The organism is Nonomuraea turcica (assembly GCF_030718205.1).
GTDB lineage: Bacteria > Actinomycetota > Actinomycetes > Streptosporangiales > Streptosporangiaceae > Nonomuraea.
The window spans coordinates 70,278-89,981 of sequence record NZ_JAUZQF010000022.1 but is presented as its reverse complement, the minus strand read 5'-3'; the positions used below and the strand labels follow the sequence as shown (position 1 = coordinate 89,981).

The following is a 19,704-nucleotide window of genomic DNA, read 5'->3' as shown; positions in this document are numbered from 1 at the left end:
ACAGACCGGGGTCGTTAAAGACACGAAAACTGTTCATGGTGCCAGGTGAAATGCCTATGTGGTAGACGATTCCGTAAACTTCCTCCGCACGATGGGCGCTACGCCATTGAGCACCGCGCCCACCTCGCGGCCCTCGACGGCGGCGGTCAGGTTGTCGAGGGTGGCGGTCAGCAGCCGCCCGGTGGCCTCGGGGGTGACGCCGGCGACGTGCGGGGACAGCAGGACGTTCGGCAGGTCACGCAGCGGGTCGCCGGCGGGCAGCGGCTCGACGTCGAACACGTCCAGCGCCGCTCCCCCCAGATGCCCCTCACGCAGCGCGGTGACCAGCGCCTGCTGGTTGACGACGCCGCCTCGGGCGGCGTTCACGAGCAGCGCGCCCTGCTTCATGCGGGCCGGGTCGATCAGGTCACGGGTCTGGTCGGACAGCGCGATGACGACCACCACCACGTCGCTGCCGGAGACGAGCGTCTCCAGGTCTTCGAAGGCGGGGTCCTCGCGCGGCGTGCGGGTCCAGAACGTCACGTGACAACCGAGCGTCCTGAACATCTCGGCGCAGGAGACGCCGATCGGGCCCCACCCGACGATGCCGACGCGGCGGCCGCGCAGCTCGTACGGCTGCAGGCCCTGCTGCGGCCACTCGCCCGCGCGTACGGCGGCGTCGGCCGCGGCGAGCTTGCGCGACAGCGAGAGCGTGGCCGCCAGGCACCATTCCGAGACCGCCACGGCGCTGACGCCGGGCGTGTTGGCCAGCGGCACCCCGGCCGCGGCCAGGGCGCCGAGGTCATGACCGTCCACGCCCACGGACGGCTGCTGCACGAAGGCCAGCCGGGGTGCGGCCGCGACCGCCGCCGCATCCATGACGAGCGTGCCCGTCCAGTCGCCGAGCACGATCTCCGCCTCCGGCAGCGCCGCGAGGAGCGCGTCCCTGTCGCGGGCCGCGGGGACGCGGACGTGCACGCGCTCGCCCAGCGGGGCGAGCAGGCCCCGCATCAGCTCCTCCGGGAGCGGGGGCAGGGCGAGCAGGTTCCAGGGCCTCATGCCCCCACAGTAAAGCTGCTGATCACCTGTCGCATCAGTCCCCTGTTGCGCGGCCACTGGTTCTCGGCGACCGTCCAGGACACGATGTACGCGGTGTCGCCGATCGCCAGGACCCGGCGCACCTCCCGGTAGCGGGTGCCGGCCGCGGCCCACCGCGCCTGTCCCGCCGCGCCCGCCGTCCAGGAGAACTCCCACTCCACGCCCTTGACGCCCTGGTGTGTGACGGTGCGGCGGCCGCGGGTCACCACGCGCTCGGCGTTCTGCCGCATCGTGTCCTCCGAGGCGCGCAGGAGTTCGTTGACGTCGAGGTTGGAGTAGACGGCCTCGATGCCGAGATGGGCGTTCCTGTCCCGGCGCGTCCATTCGGTGCCGGCCTCTCGCCGCGCGCCCTTCCAGCCGACCGGCCGCAGGATCGACCAGCCGTCAGGCGACGTCCACGCCCGTACGACCGGCGCCACCCGGGTCACGCTGGGCGTGGGCGAGACAGTCGGGTCCGGCGTGGGGGTGGCGCTCGGCGTGAGCGGGCTGGTCGCCGCGGCGGGCAGAGCGGTCGCGCGCGGCGCGCCTTCGGCGGGGGTGGCGAGCTTGAAGTAGGCGACCGAGCCGCCCGCGATCACGACGACCGCCGCCGCGCCTGCCGCGAGCAGCGCCCGCCCGCGGCCGCCCTTTCGCTCGGGCACGTCGCGGTCGGCGGCGGCGGGCTTGGCCGCGACGATGGCCGCGAGCAGCCGGTCGGCCTCCTCCGCGTCCACCCGCTCCTCGGGCTCCTTGCGCAGCAGGCCGCGCAGGATCGGATGCATGATCGGCGGGATGCGCCGGTAGTCGGGCTCCTCGGTGAGCAGCGCGTTGAGCGTCGCCATGGGGTCGCCTCGCTCGAACGGCGAGCGCCCCACCATGCACGCGTACAACGTGGCGCCCAGCGACCACAGGTCGGAGGCCGGTCCCGCCTCGGCGGCGCGGACCCGTTCCGGCGCGAGGAAGCTCGGCGAGCCGGTGACCATGCCGGTCCTGGTCAGCGACGCGTCGCCCTCGACGGTGGCGATGCCGAAGTCGGTGAGGACGGCGCGGCCGTCGTCGGTGATGAGGATGTTGCTGGGCTTGACGTCGCGGTGCAGGATCCCGGCCGCGTGGGCGGCCTTCAGCGCCGACAGCACCTGCCGGCCGACGTCGGCCGCCTCGCGCACGGGCAGGGCTCCCGAGCCGAGCACGACCTGCTCGACCGTGGGGTGGCTGAGCAGCTCCATGACGATCCAGGGGCGGCCACCCTCCTCGACGACGTCGTAGACGGCGACGACGGACGGGTGGTTGAGCTTGGCGGCCGTACGGGCCTCGCGGACGGTGCGCATGAGCTGGCGTTCCTGATCGCCGGGCGACAGCCCGGCGGGCAGCACGACTTCCTTGATGGCGACCTGCCGGTTGAGCAGCGTGTCCCGGCCTTCCCAGACCACGCCCATCCCCCCGCGGCCCAGTTCGCGCAGTAACTCGTAGCGCCTGGCGATGAGCCGGCTGTCTTCCGAAACCATGTCCGTCCCCTGTAGACCACCACGAACAGTGGGCAAGTTTCCCATACCTGATAGGGCTTCGCCGGGGAGCCGCTTGCCAGAGATCACCGAATGTTGTTCTACTGTCCGTATGTCTGAAGTTCGCCGAGGCCCGCTGGCCGGAGTCCGCGTGCTGGAGCTCGCGGGCCTGGCCCCCGGGCCGTTCGCGGGAATGATGCTGGCCGACCACGGCGCCGAGGTGCTGCGGGTGGATCGGGTCAAGTCCGTCTCCGACCAGCCGCGCAGGGATGTCATGGATCGGGGCAAGCGCACGATCGGGCTGGACTTGAAGGCGCCCGAGGGCGTGGCCGCGTTCAAGGAGCTGGCCAGGCACGCCGACGTGGTGATCGAGGTGTTCCGGCCCGGCGTGGCCGAGCGGCTCGGCATCGGCCCGGCCGACCTGCACGCGGTGAACGAGCGGCTGATCTACGGCCGGATGACCGGCTGGGGCCAGGACGGGCCGCTGGCCCCGACGGCCGGGCACGACATCGACTACATCGCGATCTCCGGCATCCTGTCGATGCTAGGACGCGACGGGGACAAGCCGACGCCGCCGATCAACATCCTGGGCGACTTCGCCGGCGGTGGGCTCATGCTGGCGTACGGGGTGCTGCTGGCCCTGTTCGAGCGGGAGCGCACCGGGAAGGGCCGGGTGATCGACGCGGCCATGGTGGACGGGGCGTCCGTGCTGTTCGCGATGTTCTACCAGGGCGTGCAGAGCGGCTTCTGGGGGCCGCGCGGCACGAATCTGCTGGACACCGGAGCCCCGCAGTACGACACGTACGAGACGGCCGACGGGCTGCACGTGGCCGTGGGAGCGCTGGAGCCGCAGTTCTGGGACACGATGGTGTCCTTGATGGGCCTGACGGATCTGCCCGACAGGAACGACCGGGCCCAGTGGCCCGCGCTGAAGGCCCGCCTGGCCGCGGAGTTCAAGACCAGGACGCGGGCCGAGTGGGAGGAGCTCTTCGAGGGCTCCGACGCGTGCGTCTCGCCCGTCTTGTCCATGTCGGAGGCCGCCGCCCACCCGCACAATGTCGCGCGCGGCAGCTTCGCCGAGGTCGGCGGCGTCACCATGCCCGTGCCCGCGCCCCGCCTGCTGGGCGCCGCCGGCCCCGACCTGTCGCCGGCCACTCGGCTCACCGACCTCTCGGAGTGGGGGTTGTCCCAGGGGGAGGCGGAGAAGCTGCGGGGCCAAGGGGTGCTCGCCTGACCTCGTGCGGGGAGTAGTCCTTCAGCCGGATCGAGTCGTGCAGGCGCACGCCCTTGCTGGTGATCTTGGTGGCGGCCCTGGTCAGCGCGGCCGGCAGATGCGTGACCAGCCCCACGGCCGCGCCGAGCGCCCAGAGCTCGAAGCGGCTGCCCGGGACGATGCGCTTGGCCGCGTTGACGGCGAACGTGCGGCTGCGGCGCACGTAGTCGCCGATTTCCGCCTCGTAGGCGGGGAAGGCCCGCGTGTGGTCGCCGCCGTGCGCGGCCAGCTCCCCCGCCAGGATGTACGCCCCCACGACGGCCAGGCTCGTGCTGCCGCCGACGGCGGGACCCGGGCAGTAGCCGGCGTCGCCCACCAGCGTCACCCGGCCGCGTGACCAGGTGTCCAGGCGGAGCTGGGTGATCGAGTCGAAGTAGAACGCGGGCGTGTCGTCCAGCTCCGCCATGATCCTCGGCACCTCCCAGCCCATTCCGTCGAAGTGCTCCCGCAGAAACCGCTTCTGCGCGGCCACATCCCTGTGGTGGTAGTCGAGCGGCTCCGGCGTCCTGAACAGGAACACCGCCCGCGGATCGCCCATGTGCGGCGCGCCCATGCCGGCCATCCTGCCCACCCCCGCGATGGCCTCCATGCGGCCGTCGAGACCCAGGAAGTTGGGGACCGAGACCACGGCGAGGTAGCCGCCGATCCAGGTGGAGAATGCGGACTCGGGACCGAAGATCAGGCGGCGCACGTTGGAGTGCAGGCCGTCCGCACCGATCACCAGGTCGAAGCGGGCCGCCCGCCCGCTGTCGAAGGTCACTTCGCCCTCGTCGGAGATGGAGGCGATCGAGTCGCCGAAGACGTACTCGACATCGTCGCGGGTGGCGTCGTAGAAGATCTCGCTCAGGTCGTCGCGCATGATCTCGACGTGCCGGTCGGAGACGGCCGCCATCAGCCGGCGCACCTCCAGGCGGATGGGGCGGTCGTAGCCGACCCTGTGGACAGTCAGGTGCTCGAGGCCGGTCTCCTTGGCCACGACCTGCTCCAGGACGCCCATCCGCTCGACGATGTCCATCGCCGGCCTGAACAGGTCGACCGCGTGCCCGCCCGTCTTACGCAGGGCTGGGGCGCGCTCCACGACGGTGACGGCGAACCCGTACCGGGTGAGCCAGTAGGCGAGAGCCGGTCCCGCGATGCTCGCGCCGGAGATGAGGACTCTCATTCCAACCCCCTTACTTAACGGAAGGTAAGTCGACGCTAGCATACTTAACGGTAAGTAAGCGATAGCCTTGGGCCATGCCCAGCGATACCAAGTCCCGCATCCTGGAGGTGGCCCGCGAGCTGTTCGTCCAGCAGGGCGTGCAGAACACGAGCCTGCGCCAGATCTCCGAACGGCTGGGCATCACCAAGCCCGCGCTCTACTACCACTTCGCCTCGCGCGAGGACCTGGTGCGCAGCATCGTCCAGCCGATGGTCGAGGACGTGGAGCGGTTCGTGGCCACGCGGGAGCCGGGGGGCGACGCGCGGGAGCTGCTCGAGGACTACTTCGAGCTGACCTGGCGGCACCGCGAGGTGATCGTCATGATGGTGCGGGAGATGTCCACGCTGGGCTATCTGGACCTGGGCACGCGCATGTTCGACTGGCGGCGCACGCTGGTCCGCCTGTTGTTCGGGCCGGAGGTCACCCTCGAGCAGCAGATCCGGGCGACGGTGGCGCTCGGCGGGATGGCGGACTGCTCCGCCGAGTATGCGCACCTGCCGATGGAGCAGGTCAAACCGACGGCCGTCGAGGCGGCGGCCGCCGCGCTCGACCTTTCCTAGGTCCGGGCTTGTCCAAGCCCGGACCTGCCTAGATGGCGATGTAGAGGTCCGCGCCCTGCGGGTGATGCACTTCGAGGTCCGTCGTGTACGAACGGGACGGCGTGCCGCCCGACTCGGTGTGCTTCCACACCCGCTGCCACGCCTCGACGAGCGACTGCGGCATCGGCCCGCGCGCCTCCACCCTCAGCGCCTGCCCGGCGGGCACCCGCACGGCCACCATGCCCTCGGGCAGCCGCGGCACCGTGCGCACGCCGATGCCGACGATCTGCGTGTAGGCCCCGTTATGGTCGCTTTCGTAGTCGGTCAGCACGGCATAAAGGTTTTCATCGACGCGGCCGGGCACGTGCGCGAAGGCCCCGGGCGCGCCGGCCCGCTGCCACAACGCAGGCAGCTTGGCCCGTGCCGGATCCATCTCGTCGGCATTGGTGGTGCGTATGACGTAGCCGACGACGGTCAATTCGGCCCGTTCGGTGACATCCACAGACCCTCCCTCCCCCAAAAAGTGTCCCGGCCGATCATAAGCCCCCGCGAAAGGGGGAAACTCCTTGGTGACGAATCACCGCATATGATGGACGAACGTGAAATTCCTTAATGGCCTCGAGCCGCACCACGATCTGACCTACAGCGACGTTTTCATGGTCCCGTCGCGCTCCTCGATCGGATCACGGCTCGCAGTCGACCTGTCCACCCACGACGGCACCGGCACGACCATCCCCGTCGTCGTGGCCAACATGACCGCGGTCGCCGGCCGGCGCATGGCCGAGACCGTGGCCCGGCGGGGCGGCCTCGCCGTGATCCCGCAGGACATACCGCTGGACGTCGTGGCGAACGTCGTCGACTGGGTCAAGAAGCGCGACCTCGTCCACGACACGCCGCTGACGCTGACGCCGCACGACACCGTGGGCGAGGCGCTGCAGCTCCTGCCCAAGCGGGCGCACAACGCGATCATCGTGGTCGACTGGGACAACCGGCCCGTCGGCGTCGTCACCGAGGCCGACTGCCAGGGCGTGGACATGTACACGCAGCTGTCGCAGGTCATGTCCAGCGAACTACTGACGCTGCCGGCCGGCCTCGATCCGCGGACCGCGTTCGACCGGCTGCACGAGGGCCGGCACCGGCTGGCGCCCATCGTGGACGCCGACGGGCGGCTGGTCGGCATCCTCACCCGCACCGGCGCGCTGCGCGCCACCCTCTACCAGCCCGCGGTCGACGCCCAGGGACGGCTGCGCATCGCGGCGGCGGTCGGCGTGAACGGCGACGTGGCCGCCAAGGCCAAGGAGCTGCTGCAGGCCGGGATCGACGGCCTGGTCGTGGACACCGCGCACGGCCACCAGGAGAAGATGCTCTCCGCCCTGCGCTCCGTCAAGGCCCTCGACCCCGGCGTGCCCGTCGCGGCGGGCAACGTGGTGACGGCGAGCGGCGTACGCGACCTGGTTGACGCCGGGGCCGACATCATCAAGGTCGGGGTGGGCCCGGGCGCCATGTGCACGACGCGGATGATGACCGGGGTGGGGCGGCCGCAGTTCTCCGCCGTGCTCGAGTGCTCCGCCGAGGCCCGCCGGCTGGGGCGGCACGTGTGGGCGGACGGCGGCGTGCGCCACCCGCGCGACGTGGCGCTGGCGCTGGCCGCCGGGGCGGCGAACGTAATGATCGGGTCGTGGTTCGCCGGCACGTACGAGTCGCCGGGCGACACCCACACCGACGCGAACGGGCGCAAGTACAAGGAGAACTACGGCATGGCCTCCGCGCGGGCCGTGCGGCTCAGGACAGCCGAGGACTCGGCGTTCGAGCGGGCCAGGAAGGCGCTGTTCGAGGAGGGCATCTCGACGTCCAGGATGTACCTGGATCCGAAGCGGCCCAGCGTGGAGGACCAGATCGACGCGATCGTGGCGGGGCTGCGGTCGGCGTGCACGTACGCGGGGGCCTCGGATCTGGAGGAGTTCCACGCACAGGCGGTCGTGGGGATCCAGAGTTCGTCGGGGTACGCCGAGGGGATGCCGTTGCACCAGAGCTGGTGACATCCCAGCGGGCGCGGGCGGGCGGTTGCGTTGGGCGGAGCCGGGCGGGCGTGGCGTGCGATCAGGGTTCGGTGAGCCGCCAGCCGCCGGCCGCGTGGATGCCGCCGTCCACGTGCACCGTCGTCCCCGTGACGAACCTCGCCAGGTCGCTCGCCAGGAACACGGCCGCCCCCGCCGCGTCCGCGGGGGCGCCGAGGTGGCCGAGGGGCGGAATGCGTACCGGCTCGTAGGGCAGCGGGCGTGCCAGCATGTGCTCGCGCACACCCGCCTCACCCTCGGTCGGCAGCGCGTCGGGCGCGATCGCGTTCACTCTGATGCCCCTGGGCGCCAGCTCCAGGGCCAGGGACTTCGTCAGGCTCTCCAGGGCGGCCTTCATCGCCGCGTACACCGCGAATCCCGGCGCCGCCTGATGGGCCTCGCTCGACGTCACATTGATGATCGAGGAGCCGGGGAGCATCATCGGCAACAGATGCCGGATCATGCCGGTGACCTGCGTGAAGTTCTCTTCGATGAGGGTCTGCTCGCCGCGCGGTGAGGTGTCGGCGAACGCGGCGTGGAAAGTGCCGCCCGCGTTGTTGACCAGCACGTCGACGCGGCCCCATCGTTCCCGTACGGCCTGGGCGAACACCTCCACCGCCGCCTGGTCGCGCACGTCGAGCGTCATCGCCACCTCGGCGTGCGGCGTGTCACGGTCGCAGCTCGCGACGTGGGCGCCGAACGCGGCGAACGTCTCCGCGATCGCCAGCCCGATGCCCCGGGCCGCCCCGGTGACCACGGCGACGCGCCCGGTGAGCAGGATCGCGTCGGGTGTGATGGCGGTCATGAACGATGACGATATCCCGAGCGCATAGAGTCGTCGGGTTCATATTTCATCGTCCGTCATCGTTATCAGGAGCACGTCGTGGCACTCGAAAAGCCCGAGATCGACTTCCCCGAAGGCAACCCGCCCACCGACCTGGAGATCGTCGACCTGGTGGAGGGCGACGGCCCGGAGGCCAAGCCCGGGCATCGCGTCCGCGTCCACTACGTGGGCGTCGCCTTCTCGACCGGGGAGGAGTTCGACGCCTCGTGGAACCGCGGGGACGCGTTCGAGTTCCCGCTCGGCGGGGGGCGCGTCATCGCGGGCTGGGACCAGGGGGTCGCCGGCATGAAGGTCGGTGGCCGGCGCAAGCTCGTCATCCCGCCGCACCTGGGGTACGGCAGCCGGGGCGCGGGCGCGCGCATCAAGCCGAACGAGACGCTCATCTTCGTCGTCGACCTGCTCGGCGTCAGCTGACCTGCGTCCCGTCCGTCAGCTGACCACCTTCACCACCGTCAGCTGACGGACGCCGGCAGGCGATCAGCCAACACCCAGCCGGTCACCACACGGCGCTCGACACACGGCGCTCGAGACCGGGTAGGGAATGTCGGCGGCGTGAGGCACGATAGGCGTGTGCTTCTGATCGACGTGGTGCGAGTTTCCGAGGCGGTGACGCGCACGTCCGCCAGGCTTGGCAAGATCGCCCACCTGGCGGAGCTGCTGGGCCGGGTCGGCCCGGACGAGGCGGAGATCGCGATCTCCTACCTCTCTGGCGAGCTGCCTCAGCGGCAGGTGGGCGTCGGCTGGCGCACACTGGAAGACCTGCCCGAGCCCAAACTGGCCGCCACCGCCACACTGACCACGGTCGACGCGTTGCTGACGAAGATCAAGGCCGTCTCAGGCCCGGGCTCACAGGCGGCGCGCAGGGCCCTGGTGGCCGAGCTGTTCGCCGGGCTGACGAGCCAGGAGCAGCAGTTCATGCGCCGGCTGCTGCATGGCGAGCTGCGGCAGGGCGCGCTCGACGGCGTCATGATCGAAGCGGTGGCCAAGGCGTCCGGCGCGCCGTCGGCGGACGTGCGGCGCGCGCTGACCTTGCGCGGCTGGCTCCCCGCTGTCGGCGCGGCCGCGCTGAGCGGTGGGGTGGTGGCGCTGCACGCGTTCCGCTTGGAGGTGGGCCGGGCGGTGGCCCCCATGCTGGCCGGCAGCGCGCCCAACGTCGCCGCGGCCCTGGACAAGGCGGGCACGCCGGCGGCGCTGGAGTGGAAGCTCGATGGCATACGCGTTCAGGCCCACCGCTCCGGCTCCGAGGTGAAAGTCTTCACCCGTACGCTCGACGACATCACGCCGCAAGTGCCCGAGTTGGTCGAGGCCGTGCTGGAGATGCCGTCCGAGGATCTGGTGCTGGACGGTGAGGTGATCGCGCTGCGCCCCGACGGCCGCCCGCACCCGTTCCAGGTCACGGCGAGCCGGGCCGGCAGCAAGACCAACGTCGCCCAGTTGCGCGAGCAGACGCCGCTGAGCGTGTTCTTCTTCGACGCGCTCCGCGTGGACGGCGCCGACCTGCTCGATCTCACCTATGCGCAACGGCAGGAGGCGCTGGCCCGCACGGTCCCGCAGGGCCTGCTGACGCCGCGGCTGGTCACGGGTGACGTGTCGGAGGCGGAGAAGTTCTTCACCGATGTGGTGAAGGCCGGCCATGAGGGCCTGGTGGTGAAGTCCCTGTCGTCCCCCTACGCGGCGGGCCGCCGGGGTGCAGGCTGGATCAAGGTCAAGCCCCGCCACACCCTCGACCTGGTGGTCCTGGCCGCCGAGTGGGGCCATGGCCGGCGCGAGGGCAAGCTGTCCAACCTCCACCTGGGCGCCCGCGATCCGGAGGGCGGCTTCGTGATGCTCGGCAAGACCTTCAAGGGCCTGACGGACGAGCTGCTGGCCTGGCAGACCGCGCGTTTCCTGGAGCTGGCCGAAGGGCCGACCGACACCTGGACGGTCAACGTCCGGCCCGAGTTGGTGGTGGAGATCGCCTTCGACGGCGTCCAGCGCTCGCCCCGCTATCCGGGCGGCATGGCCCTGCGCTTCGCCCGGGTCCTGCGCTACCGCTTGGACAAGCGGGTGGAGGACGCCGACACGGTGGAAACGGTCCGCTCCCTCATGTTCTGACCTCTGAACGTCGCCCCTGTTCCGGCCGCCGTTGGACGTCGGCCCTGTTCCGACCGCTGACGCCCTTCGCGTTCTGACGCCTCACGGCCGCGCGTTCTGATCTTTGACTCCTGCGGACCGGTATGGACGTTACCCGCGCGCTGCCAGCCGGTGACGTGACGCGGCACGGTTGTCCTGAACTCCCAAGATCCCTAGCACAGGTGGGCGTTATGGGCGATCTTGCGAGCTAAGTGAGATACATCACTGAATGTCGCATTACATTGTCTTTACCTCCCGTTTGTCGCATATGTTCGTCCTCACCGCGCGGCCCCCCTGCCGCGCCGACGGATCGGCCACCGCACGCCCCTCCCACTCTGCGGACCGGCCTTTCCCTTCCCTATCCCCTATCTAGGACCGTGGTTTACCTTGGGCCTGCATTCCCACAAGCCGTCCCCCACCGGCAGACGCCGCTGGAGCGCCATAGTCGTCGGGACCGCCGTCCTCGCCACCGCCTCGTCCGCCGCATGGGCGACCCTCGCCAACGACGACCTCCCCAAGCACACCGCCGCCCCTGCCGCAGCAGCCCAGGGATCGGCCCCCAGCACCGGACCGGCGGCGGCCAACGAAGCCGCCCGCCAATCCGCACCGAAGACCCCCTCCCCCGCCCCCAAGCCGCCGTCGGCCGCCCTCCCGAACCCGACCAAGCCCGCGGAACAATCGGTGAAGCCGACTGATCAGTCGGCCAAGCCCACAGAGGCGTCGGCCAAGCCCTCGCAGCAGCCGGTCAAGGCCAAGACCGAGGCCGCGAAGCCCAAGGTCCGCGTCCTGTCGTCCGGCTCATGCGGCGCCTCGTTCTATGACGAACCCCAGATGACGGCCAGCGGCGAGCGCTTCAACCCCTCCGCCATGACCGCCGCCCACAAGACCCTCCCCCTGGGCAGCAAGGTCCGCGTGACGAACCCCAACACCGGCGAATCGGTCACGGTCCGCATCAACGACCGGGGTCCGTACATCGGCGGCCGCTGCCTCGACCTCTCCGCCGCCGCCTTCTCCGCCATCGGCAACACCGGCGCGGGCGTCATGAGGGTCAGGTACGAGGTCCTGGCCCGCTGACGGCCGCAGAAATCACGATCACGCGAAATATGGGCGAGAGCTCATTTGACCAGGCGAATGGTCATGGGATAGCGGAAGTTGCTCTCCGAGAGCGCGGAGACGCCGCCGACGATGGCGAGCACGACGGACGCGACCCAAATGACCGGCACCAGCACGATGCCGATCACGGTGAACGGCAGCAAGAACGTCGCGCCGACCACCGTGATCTGGAAGTTGAGCGCTTCCAGTGCGTGCCTGCGAATGTAGGGCGACGTCTTGCCGCCGGTGAGCAGCAGAATCAACGGGCCCGCGATCGGAATCCCGAGAAGGACGAGGAGGTGGGCGGCGGCCGCGCCGAGGCGCTCGTTGCTCTCCGGCGCGCCGGTGATCGGCTCCGGACGCACCGAAGCCGGCCGCGGGGCGAGCTGGGGCGCGACCTGGGTGCCGTACAGCTCGGTCATGATGGGCATCAGGTCCCCGTGGGTACGCGCGGTCATCGCGCGCTCCAGCCGGTCGTCGAACTCGAGCTTGTCGAAGCGGCCTTCCGCGTACGCCGCCTTGACGTGCTCGACCACGTGCTCTCGGTCCTGGTTGGTGGCGCGCAAATGCGCTGGCGGCACCTGTCCCGGCCCGGGGGTTGTCGGTACCCCAGCCATAGTCGCCATGCCTCTCCTTAGGTAATTGAGCAGTCCCCCTCATACTGCGTCGCCAATGCCGCGGGTGGTATCGGGAGAATCCCGGATATGTCCCCTAGATCATCCCCGACGCACGCGGGCTCCAGACGGTATAAAAAGGATGCATGAGATGGCGAGACCGCTACGGCCTTCGTCGGCAGCGCGGCCCTAAGGTCGCGAAGTTCGACCGTGAGGCGACAGACGCCGACATCGAAGCGCTTATCGCCTTTGCCCGTTCGCGGCGTGGCGTCGAGTTCTATGTCGAGCCAGAGACGTTCGCCACCGACACCACGGCTGTGGCGGTGGCGGACGACGGTGAGTGGACCAGGCGAAGGGTCGGATCCCCCGCGGTGATTCACAAGGTCGCCCGTGATCTTGCCCTGCCGGTGTACGACGTTCAGCTCACGGGGTATCCGCCGCGCATGCGTGCTTATAACGAGCGAAGGCGCCGCGAGGAGGGAACCCTCTAGTCCAGCCCATTCGTCCCGCCCCACCCTTGACCTCGTTTTCGTCCCCACTCACTCCCCTTCCGACCCCCAGCATCGTTTCCCGCTCGTCACCACGGCTACGTACCTGCGTTTGCTTGTCCGCCCTTTCGCCGTAGTTCGGCGGGTTTTTGAGGAGGAGGGTCGAGGGGTGCAGGAATGCGCTCAGCGCGAACCTGGGCGGGCACGTCGTCCCCGGCCGTGATGACGTCTTCGAGGACCGATCCTTTGAGAAGCAGGTCAAGCAGCCGACGACGGCGTCGCTCATCCGCAGGGTGCCGGGTCTGACGTCTGGACCGGCAAGGGGTTCCAACAGCTTCACCGGCGCCATCGAGCTCGGCCCCGGGCGGGCACCGTATGCGCGCACGTTGATGTCGCTGGGGGACGTCAACGAGGACGGTCACACCGACATAGGCGCCGTGCACGCCGAACCCGGGACGCCGAACATCTGGATACAGTGTGCACGGGTCAGCGAACGAACAAGCTACGACCTACGACACCAATTGGTCGCTGCGGATGTTCGCGATCTGCGCCGACGAGCCGCCACCCGGGCTGTGGATCTACCGAGGTGCGGGAGTGCTCCCGCCTTCAGGCGGGAGGCGACGACCCGCGCGGGAAGGCCCCAAGGGCCTGAGCGTGCCCTGACCCGCGCTTTTGGAACCGGTCGTGAGCGCGTCTGGTGTTGTCTCATTTCTGGGGTCGGTCCTGGGACTGGAGGTAGGTGCGGATAGTGGCCTCGTTCGCGTCGCCGGTCGATCCTGTGTAGTAGGAGCGGGACCAGAAGTGGCCGCCCCACAGGTGTGTGCGGACGTGGGCGCTGTATTCCTGGCGGAGGTAGCGGGCCGAGACGCCTTTGAGGGAGTTGACGAGGGAGGACAGGGCGACCTTGGGCGGGTAGCGGACCAGGAGGTGGACGTGGTCGTGTGCGCCGTTGAAGTCGGTCAGTTCGCAGTCGAACTTCTCGCACACCTCTTTCATGATCTGTTCGCAGCGTTTCAGCATGGGGCCGGTGAGTGCGTCCCGTCGATATTTCGTGACAAACACCAAATGCGTGGTCAGGTCGTGGACGCAGTGACGTCCTGTCCTGATGTCGGGGTTCGGTTCCCATCGCGGTGACATACACCAAACGATAGAATGAGCCCCTGTGGGGCTGGAGAAGCGCAATCGTGCTCATGTCGCGCGCCTGGAGTTGGACCAGCGGCAGAGCGCCGTGTTGGACGGCCAGGCGCACAACGCGCGCCTGCTGTGGAACCTGTTGCACGAGTTCTTCACCTTCCGGCAGGGCCGGTTCGCCTCCCTGGCCCAGTGCGACGAGGCCATCCGGGCCGCCCGCAAAGAGATCGACTGGCTCAACGACCTGCCCGCCCAAGCGGCGCAGGCCGTGCTGAAGACCTACCGGCAGGCGTGGGCGAACTTCTTCAACCCCGACCACCCGGCCGGGCGCCCCACGTTCAAGAGCCGGTACCGCTCCCGGATGGCGGTGGACGTCCCCCAGGCGCGGGACCTGAACATCACCCGGATCAACCGGCGGTGGGGCGCGGTCACCATCCCCAAACTCGGCCGGGTCCGCTTCCGGTGGACCAAAGACCTGCCGGGGGTCACGAAGGGCGGCCCGGACGGGAAGATCACCGGGGCGCGGTTGGTGAAGGAGGCCAATGGGTGGCACATCGTGTTCCGTATCCAGACCGAGGAGCCGGTGCCCGCCCCGCATCCGGGGCCGCGCACCGCGATCGACCGGGGCATCGCGGTGCCGTTGGCGCTGGCCACCGGGGAGAAGATCTTCCACCGTGACCAGTGGCTGTCCGGCGGGGAGCAGCAGCGCCTGCTTCGTCTGGAGCGCAGAGCCGCCCGCCAGAAACGAGCGGCGAAACCCGGGCAGCCTGTCAGTAACCGGTTGAAGACAACCTACGACCAGATCGCCCGCCTGTGCGCGACAGCCAAGCGCCGGGCCATCGACTGGCAGCACCAGACCACCGCCGAGCTCACCGACCGGTTCTCCGTCATCGTGCTGGAAGACCTCAAGGTCACGAACATGATGGCGAGCGCCGCCGGCACCCGCGAACAGCCGGGCAAGAACGTCGCCCAAAAGCGCGGCCTGAACCGGGCCATCGCCACCGAGGCGTGGGGGCGCACCGCCGAGTTCCTCACCTACAAGGCCACCGACAAGGGCGGCAAGGTCGTCTACATCCCGGCACCTGGCACCAGCCAGGAATGCCACGCCTGCCACACGATCACCGAAGGCTCCCGCCAGAGTCAGTCCCGGTTTGTGTGCAAGAACACCGTCTGCGGGTGGATCGGCAACGCCGACGTCAACGCCGCCCGCACCCAGTTGTATCGGTACAACTCAGCCGCCGGACGGGCGGTCACCGGACGTGGAGGCCCTGCCGTATTGGGGCCGGTGAAGCGTCAAGCACCTCATGGCGGGAGTACCCGCACCGCCCCGCAAGGGGTGGCGGCGTAGCGGCCATGAGAATCCTCCCCATTCATTCATTCATGGGGAGGAGCACGTCAAACTCTGCCCAGCCGCTATTGGAGTCGATGATCGTGTACGCGGAGGTGCTGGCATGATGCGGATCCCGGGGCGATCGAGGTCCGCGCTTCCTGACGCCTGGCCACTCGTGCTGTGTCATGGGAAGGGGCCGCTCTGCAGCCCTACGCCACCACATGGCACCTAGAGTGGGGGAGACGGCCCGAATGGGCGCCGCCCGGGCGGGAAGGGGTGGCGGGCATGGAGTTACGTCAGCTGCGCTCCTTCGTGACGCTGGCCGAAGAGTTGCATTTCGGCCGGGCCGCGGCCCGCGAGCACATCGTGCAGTCCGCGCTGAGCCAGCAGATCCAGCGACTGGAACGCGAGCTGGGCGTGCGACTGCTGGATCGCAGCACCCACCACGTCGATCTGACCCCGGCGGGCGCTGCCTTCCTCGTCGAGGCGCGCCAGATCCTCGACCACGTGGGCCGCGCCGGGCAGGCCGCACGCAACGCCGTCGCGTCGACGCCCACGCTGCGTGTCGGCATCATCGACGCCGGCTACGACACCATGCCGCAGATCCTGCGCGAACTCCAGCGCAACCATCCTGACATCACGATCCATCAGGTTGAAGCAGGCACCCCCGAGCAATACCGGCAGCTGGCCGACGGCCGCCTGGACATCGCCATCGGACACGCCTCTCAGGCTCCAGCCGAGGTGACCTCCAAGCTGATCAGGCTCGATCCGCTCGGCGTGCTGGTGCCCGACGACCACAGCTTCGCCGAGCTCGACGGTGTACTCGTCGCCGCCCTCTCCGACGAACTCCTGCTACTCGGCGAAGAAACACAGACCCCAGAGCTCAACCAGTTCGTCATCACGCTGTGCCGCTCGGCCGGGTTCGCGCCCACAATCTACGAGGGCACTGTTCAGAGCAGCCGCGCCGCGGCTGACCTCGTCCTTCAGCACCGCTGCGTGCACTGCGTCCCTTCCTCCTTCCGCACCTCCAACCGGCTGGGAACCACGTGGCGGCCCCTGATCGAACCTGCCACGCACTATCCCTGGTCGCTGCTGTGGCACGACGCCAACCCCTCTCCCCACATAGCCACCGTCATCGACAGCGCCCGGCGACTGGCCGAGCGGCTCGGCTGGCTGGAACCCATCAGCCCCGCCACCGGGCCGGCGCCCGGCGGAGGGGCTCCGAGCGCCACCAGCCCCAGTGATGAGCCTGTCTGATTCGCGAGCGCTGAACGCTGCGTGCACCACGAAACCCTGGTGATCGGTTCTGGAGATGGATCCTTTCCAGATCGCCTGTTTCGGCAGGGCACGCGCGGGTGTTGGCTCACGGTGAATGAGTTCGACCGTCGGCGCCGACAACCAGGCGGCGGCCGGCCCCCTGCTTCGACCGGTCCGGAAAACCGATCCCATGCAGACATCGATGCACCGCCAAGGGAGCTCGGCCATGGGCATCATCGCTTGGATCATCCTCGGACTGGTCGTCGGGGCGGTGGCCAGAATGCTGGTCCCCGGCAAGGATCCGCAAGGTTTGATCATCACGTTCGTGCTCGGCATCGCCGGGGCGCTGCTGGGTGGCCTCGTGGCCACCCAGATCTTGCACGTCTCCGGCATCCAAGGGTTCTTCCACCTGTCCACCTGGCTCTGTGCCATCGTCGGCGCGGCAGTCCTGCTGGGCGGCTACCACCTGATCACCGGTCCGCGTCCGGACCGCCGGGCCGGTCGCCGATGACCTCGCCCAGCACCTCCGGGAGTTCACGGTCCTGCCGTGGCGAAGGTGCTGCGTGATGCCCACAGGCGGAGCCCTCACGGTGATCGCCTTCGGCGCCGTCCTCACCTTCGCCCTGGCGGACGGCTCGGTGGGCGGCCTGGACCTGCGCATCGCGGGTGTCATCCTGATGCTCGGCGGCGCCCTCGGGCTCCTGCTGCCCTTGCTGCTCCGCACCCCGTCACGCTGGAGCCAGTCAACCGCTCGCAGCCTGCGGGACACCATCGATGACCGACCACCGCACAGCCCGGTTGATCCGCCCGGCCACGACGCCGGGCAAGGCCGCGGCCGCAGGCCTCACGGCAATCGCCGGCCCTGACCAGCGCCGGACGGCTGGCCAGGCGGGACGGTCGGCCAGGCGGGCTGGACAGCGGCGACCGTCACACCGTTCCTCACGCAAGGCTAGGCGCGCCGCTGTGGCCCGTACGCGGGAGCTGACATCCTTCGGCCCGCCGTCGAAAGGTCGACCCGAGCTAATCCGCTGCCCTCACCCTCCGGCCTTCGGCAGGCGGGTGAGGGCAGAAGCAACTCCTGGAGGCAGACATGCCCACGATGACCACAATCGTCGCCGTCGCTATGGTGGCGATCCTGGTCGCGGCAATCAGCTTCGTCGTGGTGCAGCAGCGCTGGGAAGGCATTCGCCGGCACGTCGGCCGCCGCAAACAAGCCGCCCCGAACGAAGGAGACAATCGCGGCGGGGCCGAGCAGGTACCGCGAACCCGGCGACGGCGGGGCGCCACCTTCGATATCAAGCCGCTCACCTCCGAGTCACAGCAGGCCTGCGCCGAACGCTGGACAGCGATCCAGAAGCAGTTCGCCATCGTGCCGGGCCTCGCGGTAGGTGCGGCCGATCGGCTGGTCACCGCCGCCATGGCCGAGTGCGGATATCCCACCGAAGACTTCGAGCGGTGGCAACCAGAATTGCCGGCGGCTCACGGGCGCACGCTGCACCGCTACCGGCAGGCTCACGAGATCAGTGGGGGCGTCGCCCACGGCAGCGCCTCCACCGAGGATCTGCGGCAGGCCATGGTGCACTATCACGTCCTGTTCCAGGAGTTGCTCGACAACACTGGCGAACACCACCCTCAGCTCGCCGACCACACCCGCGACAACCAGCCGACATCCCAGGGAGACTCCCGAAACGGCTCGAGACAAGGTGACGCTGCATGAACATGCACAACGACGACGAACGCCTCGATGAAACCGCCGACCTGCCGCCGCGCCGGCCTGAGTCCGTGCTGAGGCGCGGCAACGACGGCAAGAGCAGGCTGCCACCACCGTCCGACAAGCTCGTTTTCGGCCTTGCGATCCAGTCCGACGCACCGCTGGTGCTGTCCGAGCCGCAGCTCAACAGCGATCCTGCCGACTGATTCACCCCGACGGCCGCCGGCTCGGATATCACATCTACGGCCAGGGCGAGCAGGAAGCCCTTATGGCCGTACCACCGCGACAGAGCTGCGCGCGTGGTACAGAACGCCGAGGGTAACGGATCCAAGCATCACGGTGCCGATCGCCCCTCGGCCCTGGGAGCCCATGACGACCAGATCCGCCTTAGCGGAAACGCTGGCGAGAGCGTCGACAGGGTGGGCGCGCTGGACGTCCTCGATCACCTGAACCTGCGGATATCGCTGCCCCCAGGAGGACACCTGCCGCGATCCGGCACTGGACAGCGTGGATCTCCTCCAGGTCATGGGCGCTTGCGGGGATGTGGGCATGCGCCGGTGGTTGCCACGTGTAGACGGCGCGTAGTGTGCTCGCGCGGAGTATCGCCTGCTCGAAAGCGTAGGCGAGGGCTGGTTCGCCGGCGTGATAGTCGTCGAGCCCGATGACGATCTCGGCGGCTTTTGCCGGCGTGAGTCCGCAACACCGCCGCTGCGGAGCCCTGAAACAGCTCGCCGGCGACCTCGATGCAGGGCTGTCGCTTGCGTGCGACCGCCTCGGCGTCGGCCAGCACGCTCTCCGCGCTGAGGGCGACGGCATCGCCCGGACCCGCGTTGGAGAACTTCGCGATCTCGTACGGTGAACGGTCCACGGCGTGCACGATCCGCAGCCGGGCCTCCGCGCGCGGAGGCCCGGCCGCCCACTCGACGGCTGCGGTCGCGGCGGCCGAACCGTCGGTGCCCACGACAATGACACGATTCATGGCTCCTCCAGATTTGCACGATCTATTTGCTCATCGCTCGAAGCGGGAATGTGCCGACCCGCCGGCGGGCGCATTGGGCGCTTGCCGTCGATGTCGTTGATGGTGGCCGCGGTCAACGCTTGAACATGCCTTTGATCCTTCCGCTGCGCTGCCCCAGATTATTTCTAGGTCGGCTGGCCGCGCCTTTCGACGCCAGGTGCTGGTTTCCGGTGGCGCGGCCGAAGTAGAGCATGATCCAACCCTGGGCGGCCCGCGTCTTGGACTTGATCTTCCTTGTCAGACTCACAGTGTTTCCCTTCAGCGGCTCTCGGGTGTCCGTCCCGCAGAGTCGTGGACCCGCCGTCGCCGGGGCACCATGCCCGGCCGGCGTTTACGGCCGCAACGCGGCCTGGCCCAAGGGTGCTCTTCCGGACCGATAACAGGAAACAAGCAACCGCCGACCTGGTTATCACCGCAATCGATAACGGCACCGATTTCGCCGGTGGCCACTTAATGCATCTCCTTTCCTTGCGAAACGA

General features: G+C 69.3%; 23 protein-coding genes. 13 read left to right on the top strand and 10 right to left on the bottom strand.

What is annotated here, in order from left to right:
* Positions 1-54: 54 nt before the first annotated feature.
* Together Q9G87_RS43650 and Q9G87_RS43645 are read right to left on the bottom strand one after the other, a co-directional pair.
* Complete coding sequence (locus Q9G87_RS43650; protein WP_305922509.1) at positions 55-1,038, bottom strand: NAD(P)-dependent oxidoreductase; 984 nt, start codon at positions 1,036-1,038, stop codon at positions 55-57.
* The gene (locus tag Q9G87_RS43645; protein WP_305922508.1) at positions 1,035-2,561 is read right to left on the bottom strand and encodes a serine/threonine-protein kinase; all 1,527 of its coding nucleotides are present in this window, start codon (positions 2,559-2,561) and stop codon (positions 1,035-1,037) included. Before Q9G87_RS43645 ends, Q9G87_RS43650 begins: the two co-directional genes overlap by 4 nt.
* Before the next feature lie 109 nt (positions 2,562-2,670).
* Between Q9G87_RS43645 and Q9G87_RS43640 the strand changes: the two genes are divergently transcribed.
* A complete protein-coding gene (locus tag Q9G87_RS43640) occupies positions 2,671-3,792 on the top strand; it encodes a CaiB/BaiF CoA transferase family protein (RefSeq protein ID WP_305922507.1) in 1,122 nt (373 codons plus the stop codon).
* Here the strand turns inward: Q9G87_RS43640 and Q9G87_RS43635 are convergent.
* Complete coding sequence (locus Q9G87_RS43635) at positions 3,719-4,993, bottom strand: FAD-dependent monooxygenase (RefSeq protein ID WP_305922506.1); 1,275 nt, start codon at positions 4,991-4,993, stop codon at positions 3,719-3,721. The two genes, Q9G87_RS43640 and Q9G87_RS43635, sit on opposite strands and share 74 nt — an antisense overlap.
* A gap of 74 nt (positions 4,994-5,067) precedes the next feature.
* On the opposite strand from Q9G87_RS43635, the gene Q9G87_RS43630 reads away from it, so the two are divergent.
* Positions 5,068-5,592, top strand: coding sequence for a TetR/AcrR family transcriptional regulator (locus Q9G87_RS43630; RefSeq protein ID WP_305922505.1), 525 nt, complete (start codon positions 5,068-5,070; stop codon positions 5,590-5,592).
* A gap of 28 nt (positions 5,593-5,620) precedes the next feature.
* Here Q9G87_RS43630 and Q9G87_RS43625 read toward each other — a convergent pair whose 3' ends face one another.
* The gene (locus Q9G87_RS43625; protein WP_305922504.1) at positions 5,621-6,073 is read right to left on the bottom strand and encodes a GyrI-like domain-containing protein; all 453 of its coding nucleotides are present in this window, start codon (positions 6,071-6,073) and stop codon (positions 5,621-5,623) included.
* 97 nt (positions 6,074-6,170) lie between these two features.
* On the opposite strand from Q9G87_RS43625, the gene Q9G87_RS43620 reads away from it, so the two are divergent.
* Positions 6,171-7,610 carry a GuaB1 family IMP dehydrogenase-related protein gene (locus Q9G87_RS43620; protein ID WP_305922503.1) on the top strand — a complete coding sequence of 480 codons (1,440 nt, stop codon included), beginning with the start codon at positions 6,171-6,173 and terminating at the stop codon, positions 7,608-7,610.
* Positions 7,611-7,671: 61 nt separating this feature from the next.
* Here the strand turns inward: Q9G87_RS43620 and Q9G87_RS43615 are convergent, their stop codons facing one another.
* Entirely contained in the window at positions 7,672-8,433 is a 762-nt protein-coding gene (locus Q9G87_RS43615) for an SDR family NAD(P)-dependent oxidoreductase (RefSeq protein ID WP_305922502.1), read from the bottom strand.
* A 78-nt stretch (positions 8,434-8,511) separates the two neighbouring features.
* Between Q9G87_RS43615 and Q9G87_RS43610 the strand changes: the two genes are divergently transcribed.
* The 3 genes from Q9G87_RS43610 (at position 8,512) to Q9G87_RS43600 (ending at position 11,658) form a co-directional block, all read left to right on the top strand.
* Positions 8,512-8,886, top strand: coding sequence for an FKBP-type peptidyl-prolyl cis-trans isomerase (locus Q9G87_RS43610; RefSeq protein ID WP_305922501.1), 375 nt, complete (start codon positions 8,512-8,514; stop codon positions 8,884-8,886).
* Positions 8,887-9,042: 156 nt separating this feature from the next.
* The gene (locus tag Q9G87_RS43605; RefSeq protein ID WP_305922500.1) at positions 9,043-10,566 is read left to right on the top strand and encodes an ATP-dependent DNA ligase; all 1,524 of its coding nucleotides are present in this window, start codon (positions 9,043-9,045) and stop codon (positions 10,564-10,566) included.
* A 405-nt stretch (positions 10,567-10,971) separates the two neighbouring features.
* Positions 10,972-11,658: a septal ring lytic transglycosylase RlpA family protein gene (locus tag Q9G87_RS43600; protein WP_371825917.1), complete on the top strand. Its 687-nt coding sequence runs from the start codon at positions 10,972-10,974 to the stop codon at positions 11,656-11,658.
* A 41-nt stretch (positions 11,659-11,699) separates the two neighbouring features.
* Here the strand turns inward: Q9G87_RS43600 and Q9G87_RS43595 are convergent, their stop codons facing one another.
* The gene (locus Q9G87_RS43595; RefSeq protein WP_305922612.1) at positions 11,700-12,293 is read right to left on the bottom strand and encodes a DUF1707 and DUF4870 domain-containing protein; all 594 of its coding nucleotides are present in this window, start codon (positions 12,291-12,293) and stop codon (positions 11,700-11,702) included.
* Positions 12,294-12,436: 143 nt separating this feature from the next.
* On the opposite strand from Q9G87_RS43595, the gene Q9G87_RS43590 reads away from it, so the two are divergent.
* The gene (locus Q9G87_RS43590) at positions 12,437-12,781 is read left to right on the top strand and encodes a hypothetical protein (protein ID WP_305922499.1); all 345 of its coding nucleotides are present in this window, start codon (positions 12,437-12,439) and stop codon (positions 12,779-12,781) included.
* A gap of 702 nt (positions 12,782-13,483) precedes the next feature.
* Here Q9G87_RS43590 and tnpA read toward each other — a convergent pair.
* Complete coding sequence (gene tnpA, locus Q9G87_RS43585) at positions 13,484-13,915, bottom strand: IS200/IS605 family transposase (protein WP_305922498.1); 432 nt, start codon at positions 13,913-13,915, stop codon at positions 13,484-13,486.
* 25 nt (positions 13,916-13,940) lie between these two features.
* On the opposite strand from tnpA, the gene Q9G87_RS43580 reads away from it, so the two are divergent.
* The 6 genes from Q9G87_RS43580 (at position 13,941) to Q9G87_RS43555 (ending at position 18,413) form a co-directional block, all read left to right on the top strand.
* Positions 13,941-15,257, top strand: coding sequence for an RNA-guided endonuclease InsQ/TnpB family protein (locus Q9G87_RS43580; protein ID WP_305922497.1), 1,317 nt, complete (start codon positions 13,941-13,943; stop codon positions 15,255-15,257).
* Between the two features lie 267 nt (positions 15,258-15,524).
* Complete coding sequence (locus Q9G87_RS43575; protein WP_305922496.1) at positions 15,525-16,496, top strand: LysR family transcriptional regulator; 972 nt, start codon at positions 15,525-15,527, stop codon at positions 16,494-16,496.
* 226 nt (positions 16,497-16,722) lie between these two features.
* Positions 16,723-17,007, top strand: a complete 285-nt coding sequence (locus tag Q9G87_RS43570; RefSeq protein WP_305922495.1) for a GlsB/YeaQ/YmgE family stress response membrane protein — start codon at positions 16,723-16,725, stop codon at positions 17,005-17,007.
* 55 nt (positions 17,008-17,062) lie between these two features.
* Positions 17,063-17,362: a hypothetical protein gene (locus Q9G87_RS43565; RefSeq protein ID WP_305922494.1), complete on the top strand. Its 300-nt coding sequence runs from the start codon at positions 17,063-17,065 to the stop codon at positions 17,360-17,362.
* Positions 17,363-17,586: 224 nt separating this feature from the next.
* Entirely contained in the window at positions 17,587-18,213 is a 627-nt protein-coding gene (locus Q9G87_RS43560) for a hypothetical protein (protein ID WP_305922493.1), read from the top strand.
* 2 nt (positions 18,214-18,215) lie between these two features.
* A complete protein-coding gene (locus Q9G87_RS43555; RefSeq protein WP_305922492.1) occupies positions 18,216-18,413 on the top strand; it encodes a hypothetical protein in 198 nt (65 codons plus the stop codon).
* A 60-nt stretch (positions 18,414-18,473) separates the two neighbouring features.
* On the opposite strand, the gene Q9G87_RS43550 is transcribed toward Q9G87_RS43555, so the two are convergent.
* From Q9G87_RS43550 to Q9G87_RS43540, 3 genes are all read right to left on the bottom strand, one after another.
* The gene (locus Q9G87_RS43550; RefSeq protein ID WP_305922491.1) at positions 18,474-18,734 is read right to left on the bottom strand and encodes a universal stress protein; all 261 of its coding nucleotides are present in this window, start codon (positions 18,732-18,734) and stop codon (positions 18,474-18,476) included.
* Complete coding sequence (locus Q9G87_RS43545) at positions 18,731-19,186, bottom strand: universal stress protein (protein WP_305922490.1); 456 nt, start codon at positions 19,184-19,186, stop codon at positions 18,731-18,733. Before Q9G87_RS43545 ends, Q9G87_RS43550 begins: the two co-directional genes overlap by 4 nt.
* A 112-nt stretch (positions 19,187-19,298) precedes the next feature.
* Entirely contained in the window at positions 19,299-19,472 is a 174-nt protein-coding gene (locus Q9G87_RS43540; protein WP_305922489.1) for a hypothetical protein, read from the bottom strand.
* Positions 19,473-19,704 lie beyond the last annotated feature (232 nt).